This window comes from Flavobacterium sp. I3-2 (assembly GCF_013389595.1).
Classification (GTDB): domain Bacteria; phylum Bacteroidota; class Bacteroidia; order Flavobacteriales; family Flavobacteriaceae; genus Flavobacterium.
Genome location: NZ_CP058306.1, coordinates 1,341,688 through 1,360,853, shown reverse-complemented (window position 1 = coordinate 1,360,853; position 19,166 = coordinate 1,341,688). Strand labels below are relative to the sequence as shown.

The following is a 19,166-nucleotide window of genomic DNA, read 5'->3' as shown; positions in this document are numbered from 1 at the left end:
AAAAACAATGGAAAACATTCAATCCATAAAACAACGATTTGGAATTATTGGAAACGACCCGAAATTAAATCGAGCACTTGAAAAAGCTATTCAAGTTGCGCCGACTGACATTTCTGTTTTGGTAACCGGAGAAAGTGGTGTGGGAAAAGAAAGTATTCCAAAAATCATACATGCACTTTCGCACAGAAAACACGGAAAATATATTGCCGTGAACTGTGGTGCAATTCCGGAAGGAACGATAGATTCTGAACTTTTTGGTCACGAAAAAGGGGCTTTTACAGGAGCCGTTGGTTCGCGAGAAGGATATTTTGAAGTTGCTAACGGCGGAACTATTTTTTTAGATGAAGTTGGCGAATTACCTTTAACAACACAAGTTCGTTTATTACGTGTTTTAGAAAATGGTGAATTTATGAAAGTAGGTTCATCAAAAGTTGAAAAAACCGATGTTCGAATTGTAGCAGCAACCAACGTAAAAATGTTTGAAGCGATTGACAAAGGTAAATTCCGTGAAGATTTATATTATCGTTTAAGCACGGTTGAAATTTCACTTCCGCCACTTCGCGAACGCGGTGAAGATATTCATTTATTGTTTAGAAAATTTTCGTCTGATTTTGCTCACAAATACAAAATGCCACCGATTAAATTAACAGACCAAGCAGCAGCTTATTTGAAACAATATCGTTGGGATGGAAATATTCGTCAATTGCGAAATATCGCTGAACAAATTTCGGTAATTGAAACCAATCGCGACATCAATTTAGAAACGATTCAATCATATCTTCCGAACAGAAACAAACAACTTCCTTCAATTGTTGAAAGTAAAAAAGCAGAAAGCGATTTTAGTAACGAACGTGAAATTCTTTACAAAGTGCTTTTTGATATGAAAAGTGACTTAAACGATTTAAAAAAGCTTACTTTAGAGCTGATGAAAAACGGTACTTCATCAAACGTTCAAGAAAATAATAAATCGTTAATTCAAAAAATTTACGGTCAACCAGAAGAAACATCTGAAGTTGAAAAAAATCATGTTCGTTCGTTCGAAAAGCATCAAGCCGAATCTTACGTTGAAGAAATGGAAAATGAAGACGATGAATTTGAACCTTATTTAATTGCTGAAACTATCGATATTGATGATGAAAACCTACGTTTAGACGAGAAAGAAATTCAATTAATTAAGAAAGCTTTAGAAAGAAACAACGGAAAACGTAAAGCTGCGGCTGACGAATTAGGAATTAGCGAAAGAACGCTTTATCGAAAAATTAAACAATATGATTTATAAAAACATCATAGTAAAAACAAAACTTGTAAGTTTATTATTTGTTTTCGCCTTTCTTTTAAACGGATGCGGAGCTTATAATTTTACAGGAACTGGAAAAATTGACGCAAGTACATTTCAAGTAAACAATTTTCTAAACAATGCAGAATTAGTTGAACCTGGTATCGACCGTATTTTTACAGTTGCTTTACAGGAATTAATCATGGGCCAAACCAGTTTGAATTTAACAAACACTGGTGGAGATTTACTTTACGAAGGAGAAATCACAGAATATCGTATCTCGCCAATGACGGCTACAGCAGAACAAACTGCTGCACAGAACAGACTTTATATTTCTGTACAAGTTCGATTTACAAACAAAAACAAACCTGATGATGATTTTGAAAAAGCATTTTCATTCTTCTATGACTATCCAGCAAACGACCAATTAACTGGACCAACTTTATCAGCCGCTTTAGATGTAATTTTCGAACGTATAACACAAGATATTTTCAACGCTTCATTAGCTAAATGGTAAGAAATTGAATCAATCAACATTTACATACAAGTTAAATCATCCTGAAAATATTTCAGAAATAGATGCTCATTCACTTTCAATGATTATTGAGCAATTTCCGTATTTTCAATCGGCTCGAGCTTTATATTTAAAAAGCTTACACGCGCAACGTAGTTATCTATACAACAACGAATTAAAAAAAACCGCTGCATACACAACAGATCGAGATGTTTTATTTGACTTGATTATTTCTGATGATTTTATTACTTACAAACCTATTAATTTAGAAGAAGTTGATGTTTTTGATGAAACTTTCATTGAAATTAAAAAGCCTGAACCTACCTTAGAAGAAAATATCGAGAAATCAATTCTATCAACAATTGCTTACATCGAAGATACTGAAAAAGAAGATGTCATCATTACGCAAATAGAAACTAAAATAGGTGCGAAAACAGAAAATTTCAATTCTGAAAATCATAGTAAAAAAGAAATAAATCAAATTATTGAAGAAAAACTTGAAATTGGAAAACCATTACCATTTCAAGAAAATGAAAAACATTCTTTTTCTGAATGGTTAAAACTTACAAAAGCTCAACCAATTGAAAGAGAAATAGAGGTTACTGAAAACAAAAATTTAAATGAATCTGTTGATGAATCGAAATTAAAAAAACTTGAATTAATAGACCGATTTATCGAAACAAATCCAAAAATAACACCTTCAAAAACGGCTTCACAAACCATAATAAATATTGAAAAAAGTGAAGAAGATGCATCTTTATTGATGACTGAAACTTTGGCAAAAATTTATCTAGAACAAAAAAAATATCAAAAAGCTATACAAGCTTATCAAATATTAATTTTGAAATATCCAGAAAAAAGTGTTTTATTTGCACAACGTATAGAAGATATTAAAGCTTTACAACAATATAATAATTAAACCATGAATTCATTTACAATCTTTTTAGTGTTAATCACTATCGTATCTTTGTTATTAATCGTCGTAATTATGATTCAAAATCCAAAAGGAGGAGGATTAGATTCATCTTTAGGAGGTTCAACTAACATTGGTGGTGTTCAAAACACTAATAAATTTTTAGACAAAAGTACTTGGACATTAGCAATTGCTTTAATGGCATTAGTGTTATTATCAAGTTTAAGTTTCACAAGTGGAAATATTGGAGATTCTAAAATCCTTGATGAAAATGCTGTAATTCCAGCTGCGCCTGTTGTAGTTCCAGCCGCTGCAGAAACACAAAATTCTACAACACCAAGCGAAACAGAAAATGTGACAATTGAGTCTGAAACTCAACCTGCTAAATAGTCTATATTCAAATACATAAAAAGTGTCAACATGTCAGAGTTGACACTTTTTTTATGCAAAAAAGTCAAATAAATCAGATGGCATAATTTATGAAATTACTCTTTCATCAAAATTAATCATATAACAAAATATAAAATCATTTCATTATGGCATTAAACATCAAACCACTTGCAGACCGCGTGATTATTGAACCGGCTGCTGCTGAGACACAAACAGCTTCTGGAATTATTATTCCTGATACTGCTAAAGAAAAACCTCAAAAAGGAACTGTGGTAGCTGTAGGAAACGGTAAAAAAGACGAACCTTTAACTGTTAAAGTTGGTGATACTGTTTTGTACGGTAAATACGCAGGTACCGAATTGAAATTAGAAGGTACAAACTATTTAATTATGCGCGAAGAAGATATTCTTGCAATTATTTAATCATCAATAATATAAAAAATTAAAGCAAAATAAAAATGGCAAAAGATATAAAATTTGATATTGAAGCTCGCGATGGTTTAAAACGTGGAGTTGATGCATTAGCAAATGCAGTAAAAGTAACTTTAGGTCCAAAAGGACGTAATGTAATTATTTCAAAATCATTCGGTGCACCTCACGTAACTAAAGATGGTGTTTCTGTAGCTAAAGAAATTGAGTTAGCAGATACATTAGAAAACATGGGAGCGCAAATGGTTAAGGAAGTTGCTTCTAAAACAAACGATTTAGCTGGTGACGGAACAACAACAGCTACAGTTTTAGCTCAAGCTATTGTTAAAGAAGGTTTAAAAAACGTTGCTGCAGGAGCGAATCCAATGGATTTAAAACGTGGAATAGACAAAGCTGTTGAAGTAATCGTTGGTGATTTAAAAAACCAAGCACAAGAAGTTGGCTCAAATACAGATAAAATCAAACAAGTTGCTTCTATTTCTGCCAATAACGACGAAGTTATTGGTGATTTAATCGCTGCTGCTTTCGAAAAAGTAGGAAAAGAAGGTGTTATCACAGTTGAAGAAGCTAAAGGAACTGATACTTACGTTGATGTTGTTGAAGGAATGCAATTTGATAGAGGATATTTATCTCCATATTTCGTTACTAATCCAGAGAAAATGGAAACGGAATTTGACAATCCTTACATCTTATTATACGACAAAAAAATATCTTCATTAAAAGAGCTATTACCAGTTTTAGAACCAGTAGCTCAATCTGGAAAACCATTATTAATCATCGCTGAAGATGTAGATGGTGAAGCTTTATCTACTTTAGTTGTAAATAAATTACGCGGTGCATTAAAAATTGCAGCTGTAAAAGCACCTGGTTTCGGAGACAGAAGAAAAGCTATGTTAGAAGACATCGCTATTTTAACTGGAGGAACTGTTATTGCTGAAGAAAGCGGATACAACTTAGAAAACGCTACTTTAGATATGTTAGGAACTGCTGAAAAAGTTTCTATCGATAAAGACAATACAACAATCGTAAATGGAGCAGGTTCTGCAGACATGATTAAAAATCGTGTAAACCAAATCAAAGCTCAAATGGAAACAACAACTTCTGATTACGACCGTGAAAAATTACAAGAGCGTTTAGCTAAATTAGCTGGTGGTGTTGCTGTTCTTTACGTTGGTGCAGCATCTGAAGTTGAAATGAAAGAGAAAAAAGACCGTGTTGATGATGCTTTACATGCAACTCGCGCTGCTGTTGAAGAAGGAATCGTTGCTGGTGGTGGTGTTGCTTTATTAAGAGCAAAAGCTGCATTAGCAAATATCGAAGCATTAAATGCAGACGAAAAAACAGGTATTCAAATCGTTTCTCGTGCTATCGAATCTCCTTTACGTACGATTGTAGAAAATGCTGGTTTAGAAGGTTCTGTAATCGTTGCAAAAGTTTCTGAAGGAACAGGCAATTTCGGTTACAACGCAAAAACAGATGAATATGTTGATATGTTAGCTGCTGGAATTATAGACCCTAAAAAAGTAACTCGTGTTGCATTAGAAAATGCAGCTTCAGTTTCAGGTATGATTCTTACTACAGAATGTGCATTAATTGACATCAAAGAAGAAGGTGGTTCTGCAATGCCAATGGGCGGTGGAATGCCAGGAATGATGTAATATTTTCTAAATATTTTACCAAAACGGTTATTGATAATTTCAATAACCGTTTTTTTATGATTTATTTATAATATACTAAAAAACAACCTATTGAAATAATTCGTAACTTATAGACTCAATTTAAAAAACAAAAATATGAGTACAAATAAAATTTATGACAGACCAACTTTCAAAGCCCAGTACGATAATTACATCAACGGAAAATGGACTGCTCCTACTTCTGGTAAATATTTCGATGTAATCACTCCGCTAGACGGAACTGTCATGGCGCAAGCTGCGCATTCAAATGCTAAAGATTTAGAAATCGCTGTCGATGCAGCATCAGAAGCTTTTAAAACTTGGGGAAAAACCTCAGCAACTCAAAGAAGTATAATCTTAAATAAAATTGCTGACCGTATCGAAGCCAATCTAGAATATCTTGCAGTTGTTGAAACAGTTGATAACGGAAAACCAGTTCGCGAAACTTTAAATGCAGATTTACCTTTAGTTGTTGACCATTTTAGATATTTTGCAAGTGTGATTCGTGCAGAAGAAGGTTCTTTATCAGAATTAGATTCAAATACCGTATCATTAATTGTCAATGAACCTTTAGGAGTTGTAGCTCAAATTATCCCTTGGAACTTTCCGTTGTTAATGGCTACTTGGAAGCTAGCTCCTGCTTTAGCTGCTGGAAACTGTGTGGTTTTAAAACCAGCTGAATCAACTCCAATTTCGATTTTAGTTTTAATGGAAATCATCGGAGATTTATTACCTGCTGGAGTTATCAATGTAGTTAATGGTTTTGGTTCTGAACTTGGCCAAGCTTTGGTAACGAATCCTAAAGTTTCAAAAGCTGCATTTACTGGTTCTACTGCAACGGGTCGTTTAGTTATGCAATATGCAACAGAGAATATTATTCCGGTAACTTTAGAATTAGGCGGAAAATCTCCAAACGTTTTCTTTGAATCTGTTATGGACCACGACGATGATTATTTAGATAAAGCTATTGAAGGTGCTGTATTGTTCGCTTTAAATCAAGGAGAAATCTGCACATGTCCATCAAGATTGTTAATTCAAGAATCAATTTATGATAAATTCATCACTCGAGTTATCGAAAGAGTTAACGCTATTAAAGCCGGAAATCCATTAGATACTTCAACAATGATTGGAGCGCAAGCTTCGAAAATTCAACATGATAAAATCCTTAATTATATTAAATTAGGAATCGAAGAAGGTGCAGAAGTTTTAACAGGTGGAGGCGCAAATCATTTAGAAGGAAATTTAGCAAACGGATATTACGTAAAACCAACTTTATTAAAAGGGAATAATAAAATGCGTGTGTTCCAAGAAGAAATTTTTGGACCTGTTTTAGCAGTAACAACTTTTAAAGACGAAGCAGATGCCATTGCGATTGCTAACGACACAATTTACGGTTTAGGTGCTGGAGTTTGGACAAGAGACGCACACCAATTATATCAGATTCCGAGAGCAATACAAGCAGGAAGAGTTTGGGTGAATCAATACCATAGTTACCCAGCTGGCGCTCCGTTTGGCGGATATAAACTTTCTGGAATTGGACGTGAAAATCACAAAATGATGTTAGACCATTACCGCCAATCTAAAAACATGTTGATTTCTTACGACAAGAAAAAACTAGGTTTCTTTTAATCGGATTAAATGACAAGTTTAAAAAGATTATCGGCAACTCCAAAAGCAATTGAATTGGTAAAAGAACTTGAAGCAGAATTTGGTCCTTTAATGTTTTATCAAGCCGGAGGATGTTGCGAAGGAACACAACCTATGTGTTTTAAAAAAGGAGGTTATTTTCCGAGAATGAAAGATGTTTGCATCGGACAAATTTTAGATTATGATTTTTGGATTGATTGCGATTTATTTGAATATTGGAAAAACGCTCATTTTGAACTCGATGTCATTGATGGCTTTGGAACTGGAGGTTTTTCGTTAGAAATACCAAAAGGAAAAACCTTTAAAGTAAACTATACGTTATTTACACCTGACGAATTAGAAATAATAAATCAGGAAGAATTAAAACAATTTAGAACATAAAAAAAGCTTGGCGGTTGCCAAGCTTTTTGTTTTTATTCAGTTTTACGTTCGTAAACACAGCAATTATGTAAAGTTTCATAATCTTCGTCAGTTGCACGAACTTCCCCAGTATCGTGACCAACTTTTGCAACTGCTTCACATATTAAAGTTGTTGATGTTTTATTCTCATCAATAATAACATGTAACGTTTGATCTTCAGCATGCCATTCTGCAGATTTTACACCTTTAATCGCGTAAGCCGCTTTTTCAATACGCTTTTTACACATGTCACAATTTCCTAAAACTTCGATGTCGTGTTTTGCGTTCTTTTTCTTTTTTTCTTGTGCATTTGAATTAAATGCGAATCCTACTAAAGCTAGGAAAACAAATACTAAATTTTTCATAATCATTTTTTTTATTTTATTTTAAATCTTAAACCTGCATAATACATTTGCCCGAAAATTGGTGCATAAATCATGGTACTATCAAAATTTGAACCAAACGGATCGTCTGCTCCTAAAATCACACGAGCTTGTTTATAATTAGTCATATTTTCTCCACCAACATAAACTTCGAAACGGTCATTAAATACTTTTGTAACTTGTGCATTTATGGTAGAAAACGGATTGGTATTTTGTCCCAATTGATTTTGCGCTAAATTATCTCCTGTGTAAGGTAATCGCTGTTTTCCTAACCAATTCCAAGTCGCATCAAACTTCCAACTTCCACCTTTATCGGTTTCGTGAGTTTGATATTCAAGGTTAACAAACATTCTGTTTTTCGCTTGAAGCGGACGTTCTAAATTTCCTGCTTGATAAGTTGTTTTGATATCGTAATATTTATAAGCAGCACGTAAATTAAAGTGCTTTGCCAAATTATATGCTAAATCAACTTGAAAAGAATTTGCATATGATTTACCATCTAAATTATAGAAATCAACTGTACGAGCCGATTGATCTAAATCAACTACGATTTGATTTTGGAAATCGGTTCTGTAAAAATCAAATCCTAACTCCGCTTTTTTTCCGAATAAATGAAACCCTTGAGAGAAACTGATTCCGTAATTCCAAGCAATTTCAGGATTTAAATTATACGCTTTTCCGTCGCTATATTGAATATTGAATTGACGTGAACTTGCAAATAAATATTGATTTTCTGCAAAAATATTAGCTACACGTTTCCCACGTCCAACAGAAGCTCTAAAAACAGCATCTTCCCAAGGATTATATCTTAAATGTAATCTTGGAGTTACAAATACACCCAAACGATTTGAATTATCAACACGACCACCTAAAACCAAAGCAAAATTATTTGCATTATCGTACGTATATTCAAAGAAAGCTCCAACCGAATTATCGATTCTATCATAATTTTGAGCCGTATAATTGAATACGTTTTCACTATAATTATCATACATAAAATTCAATCCGGTTGAGAATTTATGCAACGTATTACTGATAATTGAACTGAAAATTAAATTCGAATAAAAACTACGTTGTGTAATATTATAATCATTTAATCCGAAATAAGATTGCTGATTGTGGTAGCTAAAAGAGTTTTGCCATCCGATACTTTGAAACGGCATGTCTGGAAAAACATAACCCAATTTTGCATTGGCATCGAATTTCTCTGTATTGATTTCAGACCCCCAAAGATTCGTTGTTCCTTTATCTTTTTTCTTATCAAAATCAACTTCTCCAGTTTGCTTTTCATCTTTCATATAACGAGCAGACAAAAAAGCAACTAAACCAGTTTCTTGGTCGATATATTGCCAACGATTCATCACATTGATTTGACTTCCTAAAGGATTATCTAAAAATCCATCGTGATTCATGTCGTTTTTAGCCACACGCGCATTTCCGTGAACAAATAAAGTTGAACTCCATTTGTCGTTTAATTTATGATTTAAATGCGTATTGATTTCAAAACGTGAATCGGTTGAACCATAAAGATTTAAATAAAAAGGAATATCAGTTGCAGGTTTGATTAGCTCGGTATTGATTTGTCCAGAAATACTTTCAAAACCATTTACCACGCTTCCCGCTCCTTTTGTAACCTGAATACTTTCGACCCAAGTTCCAGGAATAAAAGACAAACCGTAAGCCTGAGAAGCGCCACGAACTGTTGGGATATTTTCTTCGGCAATTAAAATATACGGACTTGTTAATCCTAACATTTTAATCTGTTTACTACCAGAAATGGCATCTGAAAAATTGACATCAATAGCTGGGTTTGTTTCGAAAGATTCAGCTAAATTACAACAAGCTGCTTTTAAAAGTTCACCACTATTCATGGTCATGGTGTTCGTATTTGAAGTTAACGAACGCGTTGTGCTTTTACGAGTTGTTTTAATTACAAGCTCATCTAAAGCTTTTTCGGCTTTAAGAGTTAAAACCAAATTTTCTTTATTCGGAAAAGATGAAATTTCTAAAACTTCAAAACCAACATAAGAAATTTGTAGAATTCCATTTGGAACAAATTCTAATGTAAAGTTTCCTTTGTCATCTGCTTCAACACCAATTTCAGTGTCTTTCCAAGTGATTATTGCGTATTCTAAAGGCTTCTTGTTTATGTCAACAACTTTGCCTGAAATAGTTTCCTGCGCTTGTATATTTTGAAACAAGACACAGAAAAACAAAAGTATATAAGTTTTCATTTTACTACATAAATATTTTAGATTAATAAATAAATTAAAAATCTAATGTTTATGCGTAGTAAATAAGCTTTCGGAATAATTTATATAAAGGGGGTGCATTCGATTCACAGTAAAACTGAACGAATGTATTTTTTGGAATTTGTAATTCAAAAGTTTCTGGAATTACAATTTGTTGCACTTCTGGAACTAAAAATGTATTAACCTGAAATTGAACAGTATTAGACGTAATTTGTTTATCGTCTGTTTTTTGTTTAATTACTTCGTCTTTACAACAAGGTTCATCTTGAGTAGATTTTTTTTGTCCGCAACAAATATCAGAATCACTTTTTTCTAACGAATGAAGTTTAGCTTCTGAAAGAAAATCAAATGATGCATTAGCAATAACATCTTTACAATAATGTATATTAACAGCTAACCCAATGTTCGAAAACATTAAGAAAAAGGCCATAAGCATACATATGTATTTGTGTTTAAGCATAATTCAAAGATAATAGATTATCTGTTAAAAAAAAATTAAATTCCCAAAAATGAATAATTTACATTTATTTTTACAAAAACAATTCAAATGAAACTTAACAACTTAAAGAACAATTGTTCAGATATATTAGAAAACAAAGAATTAAATTTAAATGATAAACTTTTAGAAATTTGCAATTTATTAAAAAGAGAAATAGCATATTATGATTGGGTTGGATTTTATTTCAAGAACGGTGATAAAGATGAACTAATCTTAGGACCTTATGCAGGCGCACCAACCGACCATACAATTATTCCTTTCGGAAAAGGAATTTGCGGGCAAGTTGCCGTTTCTAACAAAAATTTTGTTGTAGACGATGTTTCAGCTCAAGACAATTACATCTCTTGTAATTTTAATGTGAAATCAGAAATTGTAATTCCACTTTTTGTAAACGGAAAAAACATCGGACAAATCGATATTGATTCCAATACATTAAATGCATTCGGTAAAGAAGACGAGATTTTTCTTGAATGGCTAAATCATGAAATTAGCAAACAGTATAATAATTAGCATTTTAGATACTTTTTATGAATCAGATTATCAAAAAACTATTTTCGAGACAAATAGTTGTTAATCTAAAAAATATATGTAAGTTTGCAGAGAATTAGAAAAGCTAATTCGTACATAATAATCATTTAAATAATATTAGCATGTATTTAACTAAAGAAGTTAAAGAGCAAATCTTCGCTAAACACGGAGGTGCAGCAGCAAACACAGGTTCTGCAGAAGGACAAATCGCTTTATTCACATTCAGAATTTCGCATTTAACAGAGCATTTAAAAAAGAACCGTCACGATTACAACACAGAACGTTCATTAGTTCTTTTAGTAGGTAAAAGAAGAAGACTTCTTGACTACTTAAAGAAAACTGAAATCAACAGATATCGTGAAATTATCAAAGAATTGAATATTAGAAAATAATCAATCGATTAAGAGGTGCCCGCGCGCCTCTTTATTTTTTTTACACAAAAGCTAACAGAAGTTTGGTTTTTCATTGGGTTTCAAACAACTACACACAACAACACAACAACACACACCGCTTATTAATTTAAGCAAAAAACAAACCCATTGTTTAAATAAACTAAAGAAATTATGATTCCTAAAGTAACCAAAGAAATCATCGATTTAGGAGATGGAAGAACCATCGAAATCGAAACAGGTAAATTAGCCAAACAAGCTGACGGTTCAGTAGTCGTTCGCTCAGGAGATTGTATGCTTTTAGCTACTGCAGTTTCTGCTAGAACAGCAAACCCAGGTGTAGACTTTCTACCTTTAACGGTAGATTACAGAGAAAAATTCTCTGCTGCAGGTCGTTTCCCAGGAGGATTCTTTAAAAGAGAAGCTCGTCCAAGCGACAGTGAAATTTTAACGATGCGTTTAGTGGATCGTGTTTTACGTCCATTATTCCCAGACGACTACCACGCAGAAACTCAAATCATGATTCAGTTGATGTCTTATGACGAAAATGTGATGCCAGATGCATTAGCTGGTTTAGCAGCGTCTGCTGCATTAGCTGTTTCTGACATTCCTTTCTACAACTACATTTCTGAGGTTCGCGTAGGAAGAGTAAATGGTCAATTAATCATCAATCCTACAAAGAAACAATTAGAAGAATCTGATATCGATATGATGATTGGAGCATCTAAAGATTCTGTTGCGATGGTTGAAGGTGAAATGAAGGAAATTTCTGAGAGTGAAATGGTTGAAGCAATTAAATTTGCACACGAAGCAATCATCAAACAAATTGAAGCTCAAGAAAAGATGCGCGCGGCATTAGGTTTAACTACTTACAGAGAGTACGAACCTGAAAAAAACAACGAAGAAATTCTTGAAAAAGTAAACGCTTTTGCGTACGACAAGTTATATGCAATTGCTGCTGAGGCAAGTGCTAAACATGAAAGAAGCGAAAAATTTGCTTTAGTAAAAGAAGAATTAAAAGCTACTTTCACTGAAGAAGAATTAGAAGAAAATGGTGATTTAGTATCTAAATATTTTTCTAAAACTCAGAAAGAAGCTGTTCGCAACTTAATCTTAGACCAAGGAATTCGTTTAGATGGTCGTAAAACTACAGAAATTCGTCCAATTTGGTGCGAAGTAGATTATTTACCATCAACTCACGGTTCTTCAATCTTTACACGTGGAGAAACTCAAGCATTAGCAACTGTAACTTTAGGAACTTCTAGAGAAGCAAACGTTATTGACTTACCAAGTGACCAAGGTGAAGAACGTTTCTATTTACATTACAATTTCCCTCCATATTCAACAGGAGAAGCAAAACCATTAAGAGGAGTTTCTCGTAGAGAAGTTGGACACGGAAATTTAGCACAACGTGCATTAAAAAATATGATTCCTGCAGATTGTCCTTATACAATTCGTTTGGTTTCTGATGTATTAGAATCAAACGGTTCTTCATCAATGGCAACTGTTTGTGCTGGTACATTAGCATTATTAGATGCTGGAATTCAAATGGTAAAACCAGTTTCTGGTATTGCAATGGGATTAATTTCTGATGCAAAAACAGGACGTTGGGCAGTTTTATCTGACATCTTAGGAGATGAAGACCATTTAGGTGACATGGACTTTAAAGTTACTGGAACTGAAAAAGGTATCACTGCATGTCAGATGGATATTAAAATTGAAGGTTTAGCTTACGACATTATGGAGCAAGCTTTAAAACAAGCTCATGATGGTCGTTTACACATTTTAGGTTTATTAGTTGACACAATTGCACAGCCAAACGCAAACGTTAAAGCTCATGCTCCTAAAATCATTAAATTCTCAATTCCTAAAGACTTTATTGGAGCTGTTATCGGACCAGGTGGTAAAAACATTCAAAACTTACAAGCTGAAACTGAAACTACAATTGTAATTACAGAAGAAGGCGAATTTGGACTAATTGAAGTTTTAGGTACAAACCAAGCTGGAATGGACAAAGCAATTGCTGCTATAAAAAATCAAACTTTCCAACCGGTTGAAGGCGAAACGTACACAGTTAAAGTAACTAAAATTTTAGATTTTGGTGCTGTAGTTGAATTCGTTCCTGGAAAAGATTCTTTATTACACGTATCTGAATTAGATTGGAAACGAATCGAAAATGTTTCTGATGTATTAAAAGAAGGTGATGTTATTGATGTAAAATATATGGGATTAGACCCTAAAAACAAGAAACCAAAAGTTTCGCGTAAAGCATTAATGCCACGTCCTCCAAAAGAAGATAAAAAACCGGAAGCTAAAACTGAAGCTCCGAAAACTGAAGATAAAAAATAATCTTATTTGAATTAGGTTTATTAAAAAAGCGATTGATACAATTATCAATCGCTTTTTTTCATAAAAAAACTCAATGTAAAAAACATCGAGTTTTAAATATTATTTAGATTGTTGTTTTTGTAACAAATCTCTAATTTGCATTAATAATTCTTCTTGAGTTGGTCCGGCAGGTGCTGCTGGTGCTGGTGCCGCAGCAGGCTTTTTTAATTTATTAATTCCTTTAATCATTAAAAACAAAGCAAATGCAACAATCAAAAAGGAAATAGCAGCAGAAATAAAATTTCCATATTTAATCGCTGTTCCAGGAATAACCAATTCTGCCAAGTTATTCAAATTAGCAGCATTTAAAGCTGGCGTTAAAAGTGCTGGTGTAATAATATCTTCAACCAATGAAGTAACAATTTTACCAAAAGCACCTCCAATTACAACTCCGACTGCTAAATCAATAACATTTCCTTTTACAGCAAACTCTTTAAATTCAGTAAAAAACCCCATATTTAGTATATTTTAATTATTTTAAACAAAATTATATAATTTTAACCAAGATGAAGAGCCAAATATGTTAAAATTATTCTTTATAAAAAACACGTTTTACTCGTTGTGAAATACCTGTCATTACTTCATACGGAATTGTATTCCAAGCTTTAGCAATTTCGGTAACTCTTAAATCTGCGCCAAAAATCGTAACCTCACTACCTATTTCACAATCAATCTCTGTAATATCAACCATCATCATATCCATACAAATAGACCCAACTATTGGAGCTTTTTTATCATGAATTATAACATAACCAATTTCATTTCCCCAAGCTCTTCGAATTCCATCAGCATAACCAATCGGAATAGTAGCAATCTTAGATTTACGTTTTGCTACAAAACGTCTTCCGTAACCTACACTTTCACCAATTTCTACATTATTAATTTGTAAAATAAGTGTTTTTAAAGTGGCTACATTTTGTAGTTGTTCATCTTCATAAAGATCATTTCCAACGCCATAAAGTCCGATTCCTACACGAACCATTTCGTATTGATGGTCAGCGAAATTATAAATTCCAGAAGTATTTAAAATATGACGAATTGGATTAATTTGTAATTTTTGAATTAAATCTGAACTCCAACTTTTAAATTTAGTTAATTGTTCTCGAGTAAATTCAATTTCTTCTGGCATGTCGCTTGTCGCTAAATGCGAAAAAATACTTTTTACTTCCAATAAGTTTGTACCGTGAAGAATCGAAATTAAATCATCAAAATCAGTTGAAGCAAAACCCAAACGATTCATTCCTGTATTCAACTTTAAATGAATTGGATATTGATATAAATTATGAGTTTGCGCAATTTTTAAAAATGCATTTAGCTCAACCAATCCGTATATTTCGGGTTCTAATTGGTACGCAATCATGGTTGAAAAGGCAGAATTTTCTGGATTCATAACAATAATCGGCATGGTTATTCCGGCGTTGCGTAATTCAACTCCTTCATCCGCAAAAGCAACTCCTAAATAATCAACCTTATGATGTTGTAGCAATTTAGCAATTTCATAACTTCCATTTCCATATCCAAAAGCTTTAACCATAACCATCACTTTGGTCTCGGGTTTGATTTTAGATTTATAAAAATTAAGATTATGAGAAACTGCATCTAAATTAATTTCCAGAACCGTTTCGTGTTTTTTATCTTCTAAAAGCGAAACTATTTTTTCAAAACCAAAACTCCTTGCCCCTTTTATTAAAATGGTTTCGTTAGCAAAATTTTCATCTTTGAAATGGAATAAAAAATCTTGAGTCGAATCAAAACGAATCACGTTATCTAAAAGATTTAAATGATTTTTGATTTTATTTCCAATCGCATAAACACGTTGAATTTTATTATTTAAAAGTAATTTTTCAACCTTTGCGTATAACAAATCTTCATCGAAACCACTTTGAAAAATATCAGATAGAATCACGGTTTTACTTTCGTGTGTTTTGTGATTTTCTAAAACATCTAAAGCGATTTTTAACGATTGATAATCGGACGAATAACTATCATCAATCAAGGTACAATTATGAATTCCGTTTTTAATTTGTAAACGCATTTCAACACGATACAGATTAGCTACGCGTTTTTGAATATCAGCAATCGGAATTTTTAAATACAATAAAGTTGTAATACAAGTTGCGATATTTTGCAATGACGATTTATCAATAAAAGGAATTTGAATTTCGAAATTACCGAAATCCGAAATCACAGCTAAAACATTGACATTGATTAAATTGAAATTGATATTTCCTTGATTTTTGAAAGACCAAGTTAATAGATTTACATCAGATGAAATTAAATTTAAAATTTCAGAATTATGTTCGCAAATTAAAATTTCGACCTTTTTAAAAAGCTTTAATTTTTCGATGATTTTTTGTTCGCAATTTTCAAAACCTTCATCATGAGCTGAACCTATCGAAGTTAAAATTCCAACATTAGGTTGAATGACTTTTTCAAGCGCTTCCATTTCATTTGGAAGTGAAATACCAGCTTCGAAAATTCCTAGATTATGATTTTCGTTTATTGCGATTACCGAAAGCGGAACGCCAACTTGCGAATTATAACTTTTTGGACTTTTAATAATATTAAAATCAGAACTCAATAAAAAATTCAACCATTCTTTAACTATCGTTTTTCCGTTACTTCCGGTAATTCCAATCACTGGAAATTGAAATTTTGAGCGATAAAAAGCAACAAAATCTTGGAATGCTTTCAAAGAATCTTTGACAACAAAAAATACAGCTTTATCATCTAAACCTTGTGGTATTTCTTGAACAACAAAATATTGAATGCCTTTCGAAATCAAATCTTGAATAAAAAAATGAGCATCAAAATTTTGACCTTTTAATGCAAAAAACAACGTATTATTTGTATTTCTTAACGATCTGCTATCGATAGAAACATCAGCAATATCAATAACATCAATCGATTTATTTGAAAAAAAATCAGCTTGCATGACATGCTGTAAATCTTGTATTGAAAAGTCCATAATAATCTAATTTCAGACTCAAAGGTAGAAAGAAAAAAATGGAATTAAAGAATCAAAAAACAAAAAGATTCTCTTTAATAAAAATCGGTAAATAGAAATTAAAAGTTTAATTTGCAACATATTTAAGAAAAACGAATGGAATGGAAATTTTCGAAATATTAGGAGTTATTTTAGCACTGCTAATCGGGGTTTCGTTAGGATTAATCGGTAGCGGTGGGTCAATCCTAACCGTTCCTATTTTAGTTTATGTTGTTGGTATTGACCCGATTTTAGCTACGGCATATTCGTTATTCATCGTCGGCGCAACTTCTTTAGTTGGAAGTGCGCGAAATATTATTGATGGAAATGTACATTTTAAAATCGCATTGGCTTTTGGAATTCCATCATTAATTGCTGTTTTTCTAACTCGCGCAGAATTAGTTCCGCTTTTACCTGATTACATCGTACTTTCGAATAAAACCGAAATTCCAAAATCAAAATTAATTATGGTTTTGTTTTCGATTGTGATGTTTGCAGCATCTTCTCGAATGATTCGAAAACCCAGACATAAAAACATCGCCAAACAAGAAATATTAACTTCGTTTATTCCTTTGGCTTCACAAGGTTTATTAATCGGAACCATTTCTGGATTAGTTGGTGCTGGCGGTGGATTTTTAATTATACCAACTTTGGTTTTCTTTGCCAATCTTCCGATGAAAAAAGCAATCGGAACATCATTAACCATTATCGCATGTCAATCTTTAATTGGTTTTACAGGTGATTTGGTTCATCAAGAAATAGATTGGAAAATATTACTTAGCTTTACATCGGTTTCTATCGTTGGAATTTTTATCGGAATGAAACTTTCGAAACGAATAATGGATGGAAACTTAAGAAAAATTTTTGGATGGTTTATTTTAAGCATTTCTATCTACATCATCATTAAAGAAACTTTTTAAAAGCTGACACATATCAGTAAGTATAATATATAAAATAAGTATTTTTAGACTATAATAAATGCACTAAAATGAAAATAGAACAAATTTACACGGGATGTTTAGCACAGGGTGCTTACTATATTGAAAGTGAAGGTGAAGTTGCAATTATTGATCCTTTGAGAGAAGTTCAGCAATATATAGACAGAGCTACAAAAGATAATGCTAAAATAAAATATATTTTTGAGACGCATTTTCATGCGGATTTCGTTAGTGGTCACTTAACATTATCTCAAAAAACGGGAGCCGAAATCGTTTATGGTCCGACTGCAAAACCGGCCTTTAAAGCGCATATAGCAACAGATGGAGAAGTTTTTAAAATTGGTAAATTAAGTATTATTGCCTTACATACTCCTGGTCATACCATGGAAAGTACAACTTATTTACTAAAAGACGAAAACGGTAAAGATTATGCTATTTTTAGTGGTGACACTTTATTTTTAGGAGATGTTGGAAGACCAGATTTAGCTCAGAAAGCAGCAAATATGACGCAAGAAGAATTAGCTGCTACTTTATACCACAGTTTACGAACTAAAATTATGCCTTTGGCAGACGATGTAATTGTTTATCCTGCACACGGAGCTGGTTCGGCTTGTGGAAAAAACTTAAGCAAAGAAACCGTTGGAACATTAGGTGAACAAAAGAAAACCAATTATGCTTTACGAGCAGACATGACCGTTGAGGAATTTGTTCAAGAAGTTACAGATGGTTTATTACCTCCACCAGCTTACTTCCCTGAAAATGTTCGATTAAATAAAGAAGGTTACGAAAGCATCGAAACTATTATTGAGAAAAACAAAGCTTTCACTCCGGTTGAATTTAAAGAAGCTGCTGACGAAGCTTTAATTTTGGATGTTAGAGATGCCGATTCATTTGGAAAAGGACATATTCCAGGTTCGATATTTATTGGAGTTGACGGCGGATTTGCTCCTTGGGTTGGCGCTTTAATTACAGATATCAACCAACCAATTGTATTAGTTACTCCAGAAGGTAGAGAACAAGAAACCATCACACGCTTGTCTCGCGTTGGATATGATAATACATTAGGTTATTTAGCTAATGGAATTGAAGCTTGGAAAGCCGCAGGTTTTGAGACCGATGCTATCGAGCGTATTTCTGCTGAAACTTTAGCTGATAAAATCAATGCAGGAGAAAAAAATGTTTTCGATGTAAGAAAACCTGGAGAATATAACAGTTCACATATCGAAAATGTACCAAACTCACCACTTGATTTCTTAAACGACCACATCAATGATTTTCCTGCAACCGAAACTACTTATTTGCATTGTGCCGGTGGTTACCGTTCGATGATTGCTGCATCAATCTTAAAGGCGAGAGGTTTCCATAATATGATAGATGTAATTGGAGGTTTTGGAGCAATCAAAAACACCAATTTACCTTTAGTTGAAAGCGTTTGTCCTTCGACATTAAAATAAAAAAAATTGTAAAACGTCTTAAAATATTTTAAGGCGTTTTTTTTGTTTCTTAATATAGATTAAGTACCAACCATAATATAGTTACTAAATTTGCTAAAGAAATAAA

Annotated in this window: 18 protein-coding genes; 13 read left to right on the top strand and 5 right to left on the bottom strand. The window is 32.8% G+C overall.

Going from position 1 to position 19,166, the window contains the following annotated elements:
* Window positions 1-7 precede the first annotated feature (7 nt).
* The 8 genes from HW119_RS06420 (at window position 8) to HW119_RS06385 (ending at window position 7,225) form a co-directional block, all read left to right on the top strand.
* The gene (locus HW119_RS06420) at window positions 8-1,279 is read left to right on the top strand and encodes a sigma-54 interaction domain-containing protein (RefSeq protein ID WP_177762274.1); all 1,272 of its coding nucleotides are present in this window, start codon (window positions 8-10) and stop codon (window positions 1,277-1,279) included.
* A complete protein-coding gene (locus HW119_RS06415) occupies window positions 1,269-1,793 on the top strand; it encodes an LptE family protein (RefSeq protein ID WP_177762272.1) in 525 nt (174 codons plus the stop codon). The genes HW119_RS06420 and HW119_RS06415 overlap by 11 nt, the downstream gene beginning before the upstream one ends.
* Before the next feature lie 4 nt (window positions 1,794-1,797).
* Window positions 1,798-2,709, top strand: a complete 912-nt coding sequence (locus tag HW119_RS06410; protein WP_177762270.1) for a tetratricopeptide repeat protein — start codon at window positions 1,798-1,800, stop codon at window positions 2,707-2,709.
* Between the two features lie 3 nt (window positions 2,710-2,712).
* Window positions 2,713-3,093 carry a preprotein translocase subunit SecG gene (secG, locus tag HW119_RS06405; protein ID WP_177762268.1) on the top strand — a complete coding sequence of 127 codons (381 nt, stop codon included), beginning with the start codon at window positions 2,713-2,715 and terminating at the stop codon, window positions 3,091-3,093.
* Between the two features lie 146 nt (window positions 3,094-3,239).
* Window positions 3,240-3,515 (top strand): co-chaperone GroES, encoded by a 276-nt coding sequence (gene groES, locus HW119_RS06400; protein ID WP_125016614.1) that lies wholly within the window; start codon window positions 3,240-3,242, stop codon window positions 3,513-3,515.
* Window positions 3,516-3,550: 35 nt separating this feature from the next.
* On the top strand, window positions 3,551-5,179 hold the full coding sequence (gene groL, locus HW119_RS06395) for a chaperonin GroEL (protein WP_177762266.1): 1,629 nt from the start codon (window positions 3,551-3,553) through the stop codon (window positions 5,177-5,179).
* Window positions 5,180-5,314: 135 nt separating this feature from the next.
* Entirely contained in the window at window positions 5,315-6,826 is a 1,512-nt protein-coding gene (locus HW119_RS06390; RefSeq protein WP_177762264.1) for an aldehyde dehydrogenase family protein, read from the top strand.
* 9 nt (window positions 6,827-6,835) lie between these two features.
* Window positions 6,836-7,225: a DUF779 domain-containing protein gene (locus HW119_RS06385; RefSeq protein WP_177762262.1), complete on the top strand. Its 390-nt coding sequence runs from the start codon at window positions 6,836-6,838 to the stop codon at window positions 7,223-7,225.
* A 32-nt stretch (window positions 7,226-7,257) separates the two neighbouring features.
* Here HW119_RS06385 and HW119_RS06380 read toward each other — a convergent pair whose 3' ends face one another.
* The 3 genes from HW119_RS06380 to HW119_RS06370 are packed head-to-tail and all read right to left on the bottom strand — an operon-like array spanning window position 7,258 to window position 10,338.
* On the bottom strand, window positions 7,258-7,608 hold the full coding sequence (locus HW119_RS06380) for a heavy-metal-associated domain-containing protein (protein WP_177762260.1): 351 nt from the start codon (window positions 7,606-7,608) through the stop codon (window positions 7,258-7,260).
* 11 nt (window positions 7,609-7,619) lie between these two features.
* Window positions 7,620-9,860: a TonB-dependent receptor domain-containing protein gene (locus HW119_RS06375; RefSeq protein ID WP_177762258.1), complete on the bottom strand. Its 2,241-nt coding sequence runs from the start codon at window positions 9,858-9,860 to the stop codon at window positions 7,620-7,622.
* A 49-nt stretch (window positions 9,861-9,909) separates the two neighbouring features.
* Window positions 9,910-10,338 carry an HYC_CC_PP family protein gene (locus HW119_RS06370; protein WP_410503974.1) on the bottom strand — a complete coding sequence of 143 codons (429 nt, stop codon included), beginning with the start codon at window positions 10,336-10,338 and terminating at the stop codon, window positions 9,910-9,912.
* A gap of 87 nt (window positions 10,339-10,425) precedes the next feature.
* On the opposite strand from HW119_RS06370, the gene HW119_RS06365 reads away from it, so the two are divergent.
* From HW119_RS06365 to HW119_RS06355, 3 genes are all read left to right on the top strand, one after another.
* A complete protein-coding gene (locus HW119_RS06365; protein ID WP_177762254.1) occupies window positions 10,426-10,887 on the top strand; it encodes a GAF domain-containing protein in 462 nt (153 codons plus the stop codon).
* A gap of 140 nt (window positions 10,888-11,027) precedes the next feature.
* The gene (gene rpsO, locus HW119_RS06360; RefSeq protein ID WP_125016630.1) at window positions 11,028-11,297 is read left to right on the top strand and encodes a 30S ribosomal protein S15; all 270 of its coding nucleotides are present in this window, start codon (window positions 11,028-11,030) and stop codon (window positions 11,295-11,297) included.
* 171 nt (window positions 11,298-11,468) lie between these two features.
* Complete coding sequence (locus HW119_RS06355) at window positions 11,469-13,643, top strand: polyribonucleotide nucleotidyltransferase (RefSeq protein ID WP_177762244.1); 2,175 nt, start codon at window positions 11,469-11,471, stop codon at window positions 13,641-13,643.
* A gap of 99 nt (window positions 13,644-13,742) precedes the next feature.
* On the opposite strand, the gene mscL is transcribed toward HW119_RS06355, so the two are convergent.
* Both mscL and HW119_RS06345 read right to left on the bottom strand, forming a co-directional pair.
* Window positions 13,743-14,138 (bottom strand): large-conductance mechanosensitive channel protein MscL, encoded by a 396-nt coding sequence (gene mscL / locus HW119_RS06350; RefSeq protein WP_177762242.1) that lies wholly within the window; start codon window positions 14,136-14,138, stop codon window positions 13,743-13,745.
* A gap of 73 nt (window positions 14,139-14,211) precedes the next feature.
* On the bottom strand, window positions 14,212-16,650 hold the full coding sequence (locus HW119_RS06345) for a bifunctional UDP-N-acetylmuramoyl-tripeptide:D-alanyl-D-alanine ligase/alanine racemase (RefSeq protein WP_177762240.1): 2,439 nt from the start codon (window positions 16,648-16,650) through the stop codon (window positions 14,212-14,214).
* 140 nt (window positions 16,651-16,790) lie between these two features.
* On the opposite strand from HW119_RS06345, the gene HW119_RS06340 reads away from it, so the two are divergent.
* Together HW119_RS06340 and HW119_RS06335 are read left to right on the top strand one after the other, a co-directional pair.
* The gene (locus tag HW119_RS06340) at window positions 16,791-17,588 is read left to right on the top strand and encodes a sulfite exporter TauE/SafE family protein (RefSeq protein ID WP_177762238.1); all 798 of its coding nucleotides are present in this window, start codon (window positions 16,791-16,793) and stop codon (window positions 17,586-17,588) included.
* Window positions 17,589-17,656: 68 nt separating this feature from the next.
* Entirely contained in the window at window positions 17,657-19,060 is a 1,404-nt protein-coding gene (locus HW119_RS06335) for an MBL fold metallo-hydrolase (protein ID WP_177762236.1), read from the top strand.
* Window positions 19,061-19,166 lie beyond the last annotated feature (106 nt).

Coding starts and splice junctions, on each gene's coding strand:
- HW119_RS06365 (WP_177762254.1), top strand. CDS start 10,426: ATGAAACTTAACAACTTAAAGAACAATTGTTCAGATATATTAGAAAAC.
- groL (WP_177762266.1), top strand. CDS start 3,551: ATGGCAAAAGATATAAAATTTGATATTGAAGCTCGCGATGGTTTAAAA.
- rpsO (WP_125016630.1), top strand. CDS start 11,028: ATGTATTTAACTAAAGAAGTTAAAGAGCAAATCTTCGCTAAACACGGA.
- groES (WP_125016614.1), top strand. CDS start 3,240: ATGGCATTAAACATCAAACCACTTGCAGACCGCGTGATTATTGAACCG.
- HW119_RS06375 (WP_177762258.1), bottom strand. CDS start 9,860: ATGAAAACTTATATACTTTTGTTTTTCTGTGTCTTGTTTCAAAATATA.
- HW119_RS06345 (WP_177762240.1), bottom strand. CDS start 16,650: ATGGACTTTTCAATACAAGATTTACAGCATGTCATGCAAGCTGATTTT.
- secG (WP_177762268.1), top strand. CDS start 2,713: ATGAATTCATTTACAATCTTTTTAGTGTTAATCACTATCGTATCTTTG.
- HW119_RS06415 (WP_177762272.1), top strand. CDS start 1,269: ATGATTTATAAAAACATCATAGTAAAAACAAAACTTGTAAGTTTATTA.
- HW119_RS06420 (WP_177762274.1), top strand. CDS start 8: ATGGAAAACATTCAATCCATAAAACAACGATTTGGAATTATTGGAAAC.
- HW119_RS06385 (WP_177762262.1), top strand. CDS start 6,836: ATGACAAGTTTAAAAAGATTATCGGCAACTCCAAAAGCAATTGAATTG.
- HW119_RS06370 (WP_410503974.1), bottom strand. CDS start 10,338: ATGCTTAAACACAAATACATATGTATGCTTATGGCCTTTTTCTTAATG.
- mscL (WP_177762242.1), bottom strand. CDS start 14,138: ATGGGGTTTTTTACTGAATTTAAAGAGTTTGCTGTAAAAGGAAATGTT.
- HW119_RS06335 (WP_177762236.1), top strand. CDS start 17,657: ATGAAAATAGAACAAATTTACACGGGATGTTTAGCACAGGGTGCTTAC.
- HW119_RS06355 (WP_177762244.1), top strand. CDS start 11,469: ATGATTCCTAAAGTAACCAAAGAAATCATCGATTTAGGAGATGGAAGA.
- HW119_RS06380 (WP_177762260.1), bottom strand. CDS start 7,608: ATGAAAAATTTAGTATTTGTTTTCCTAGCTTTAGTAGGATTCGCATTT.
- HW119_RS06340 (WP_177762238.1), top strand. CDS start 16,791: ATGGAAATTTTCGAAATATTAGGAGTTATTTTAGCACTGCTAATCGGG.
- HW119_RS06390 (WP_177762264.1), top strand. CDS start 5,315: ATGAGTACAAATAAAATTTATGACAGACCAACTTTCAAAGCCCAGTAC.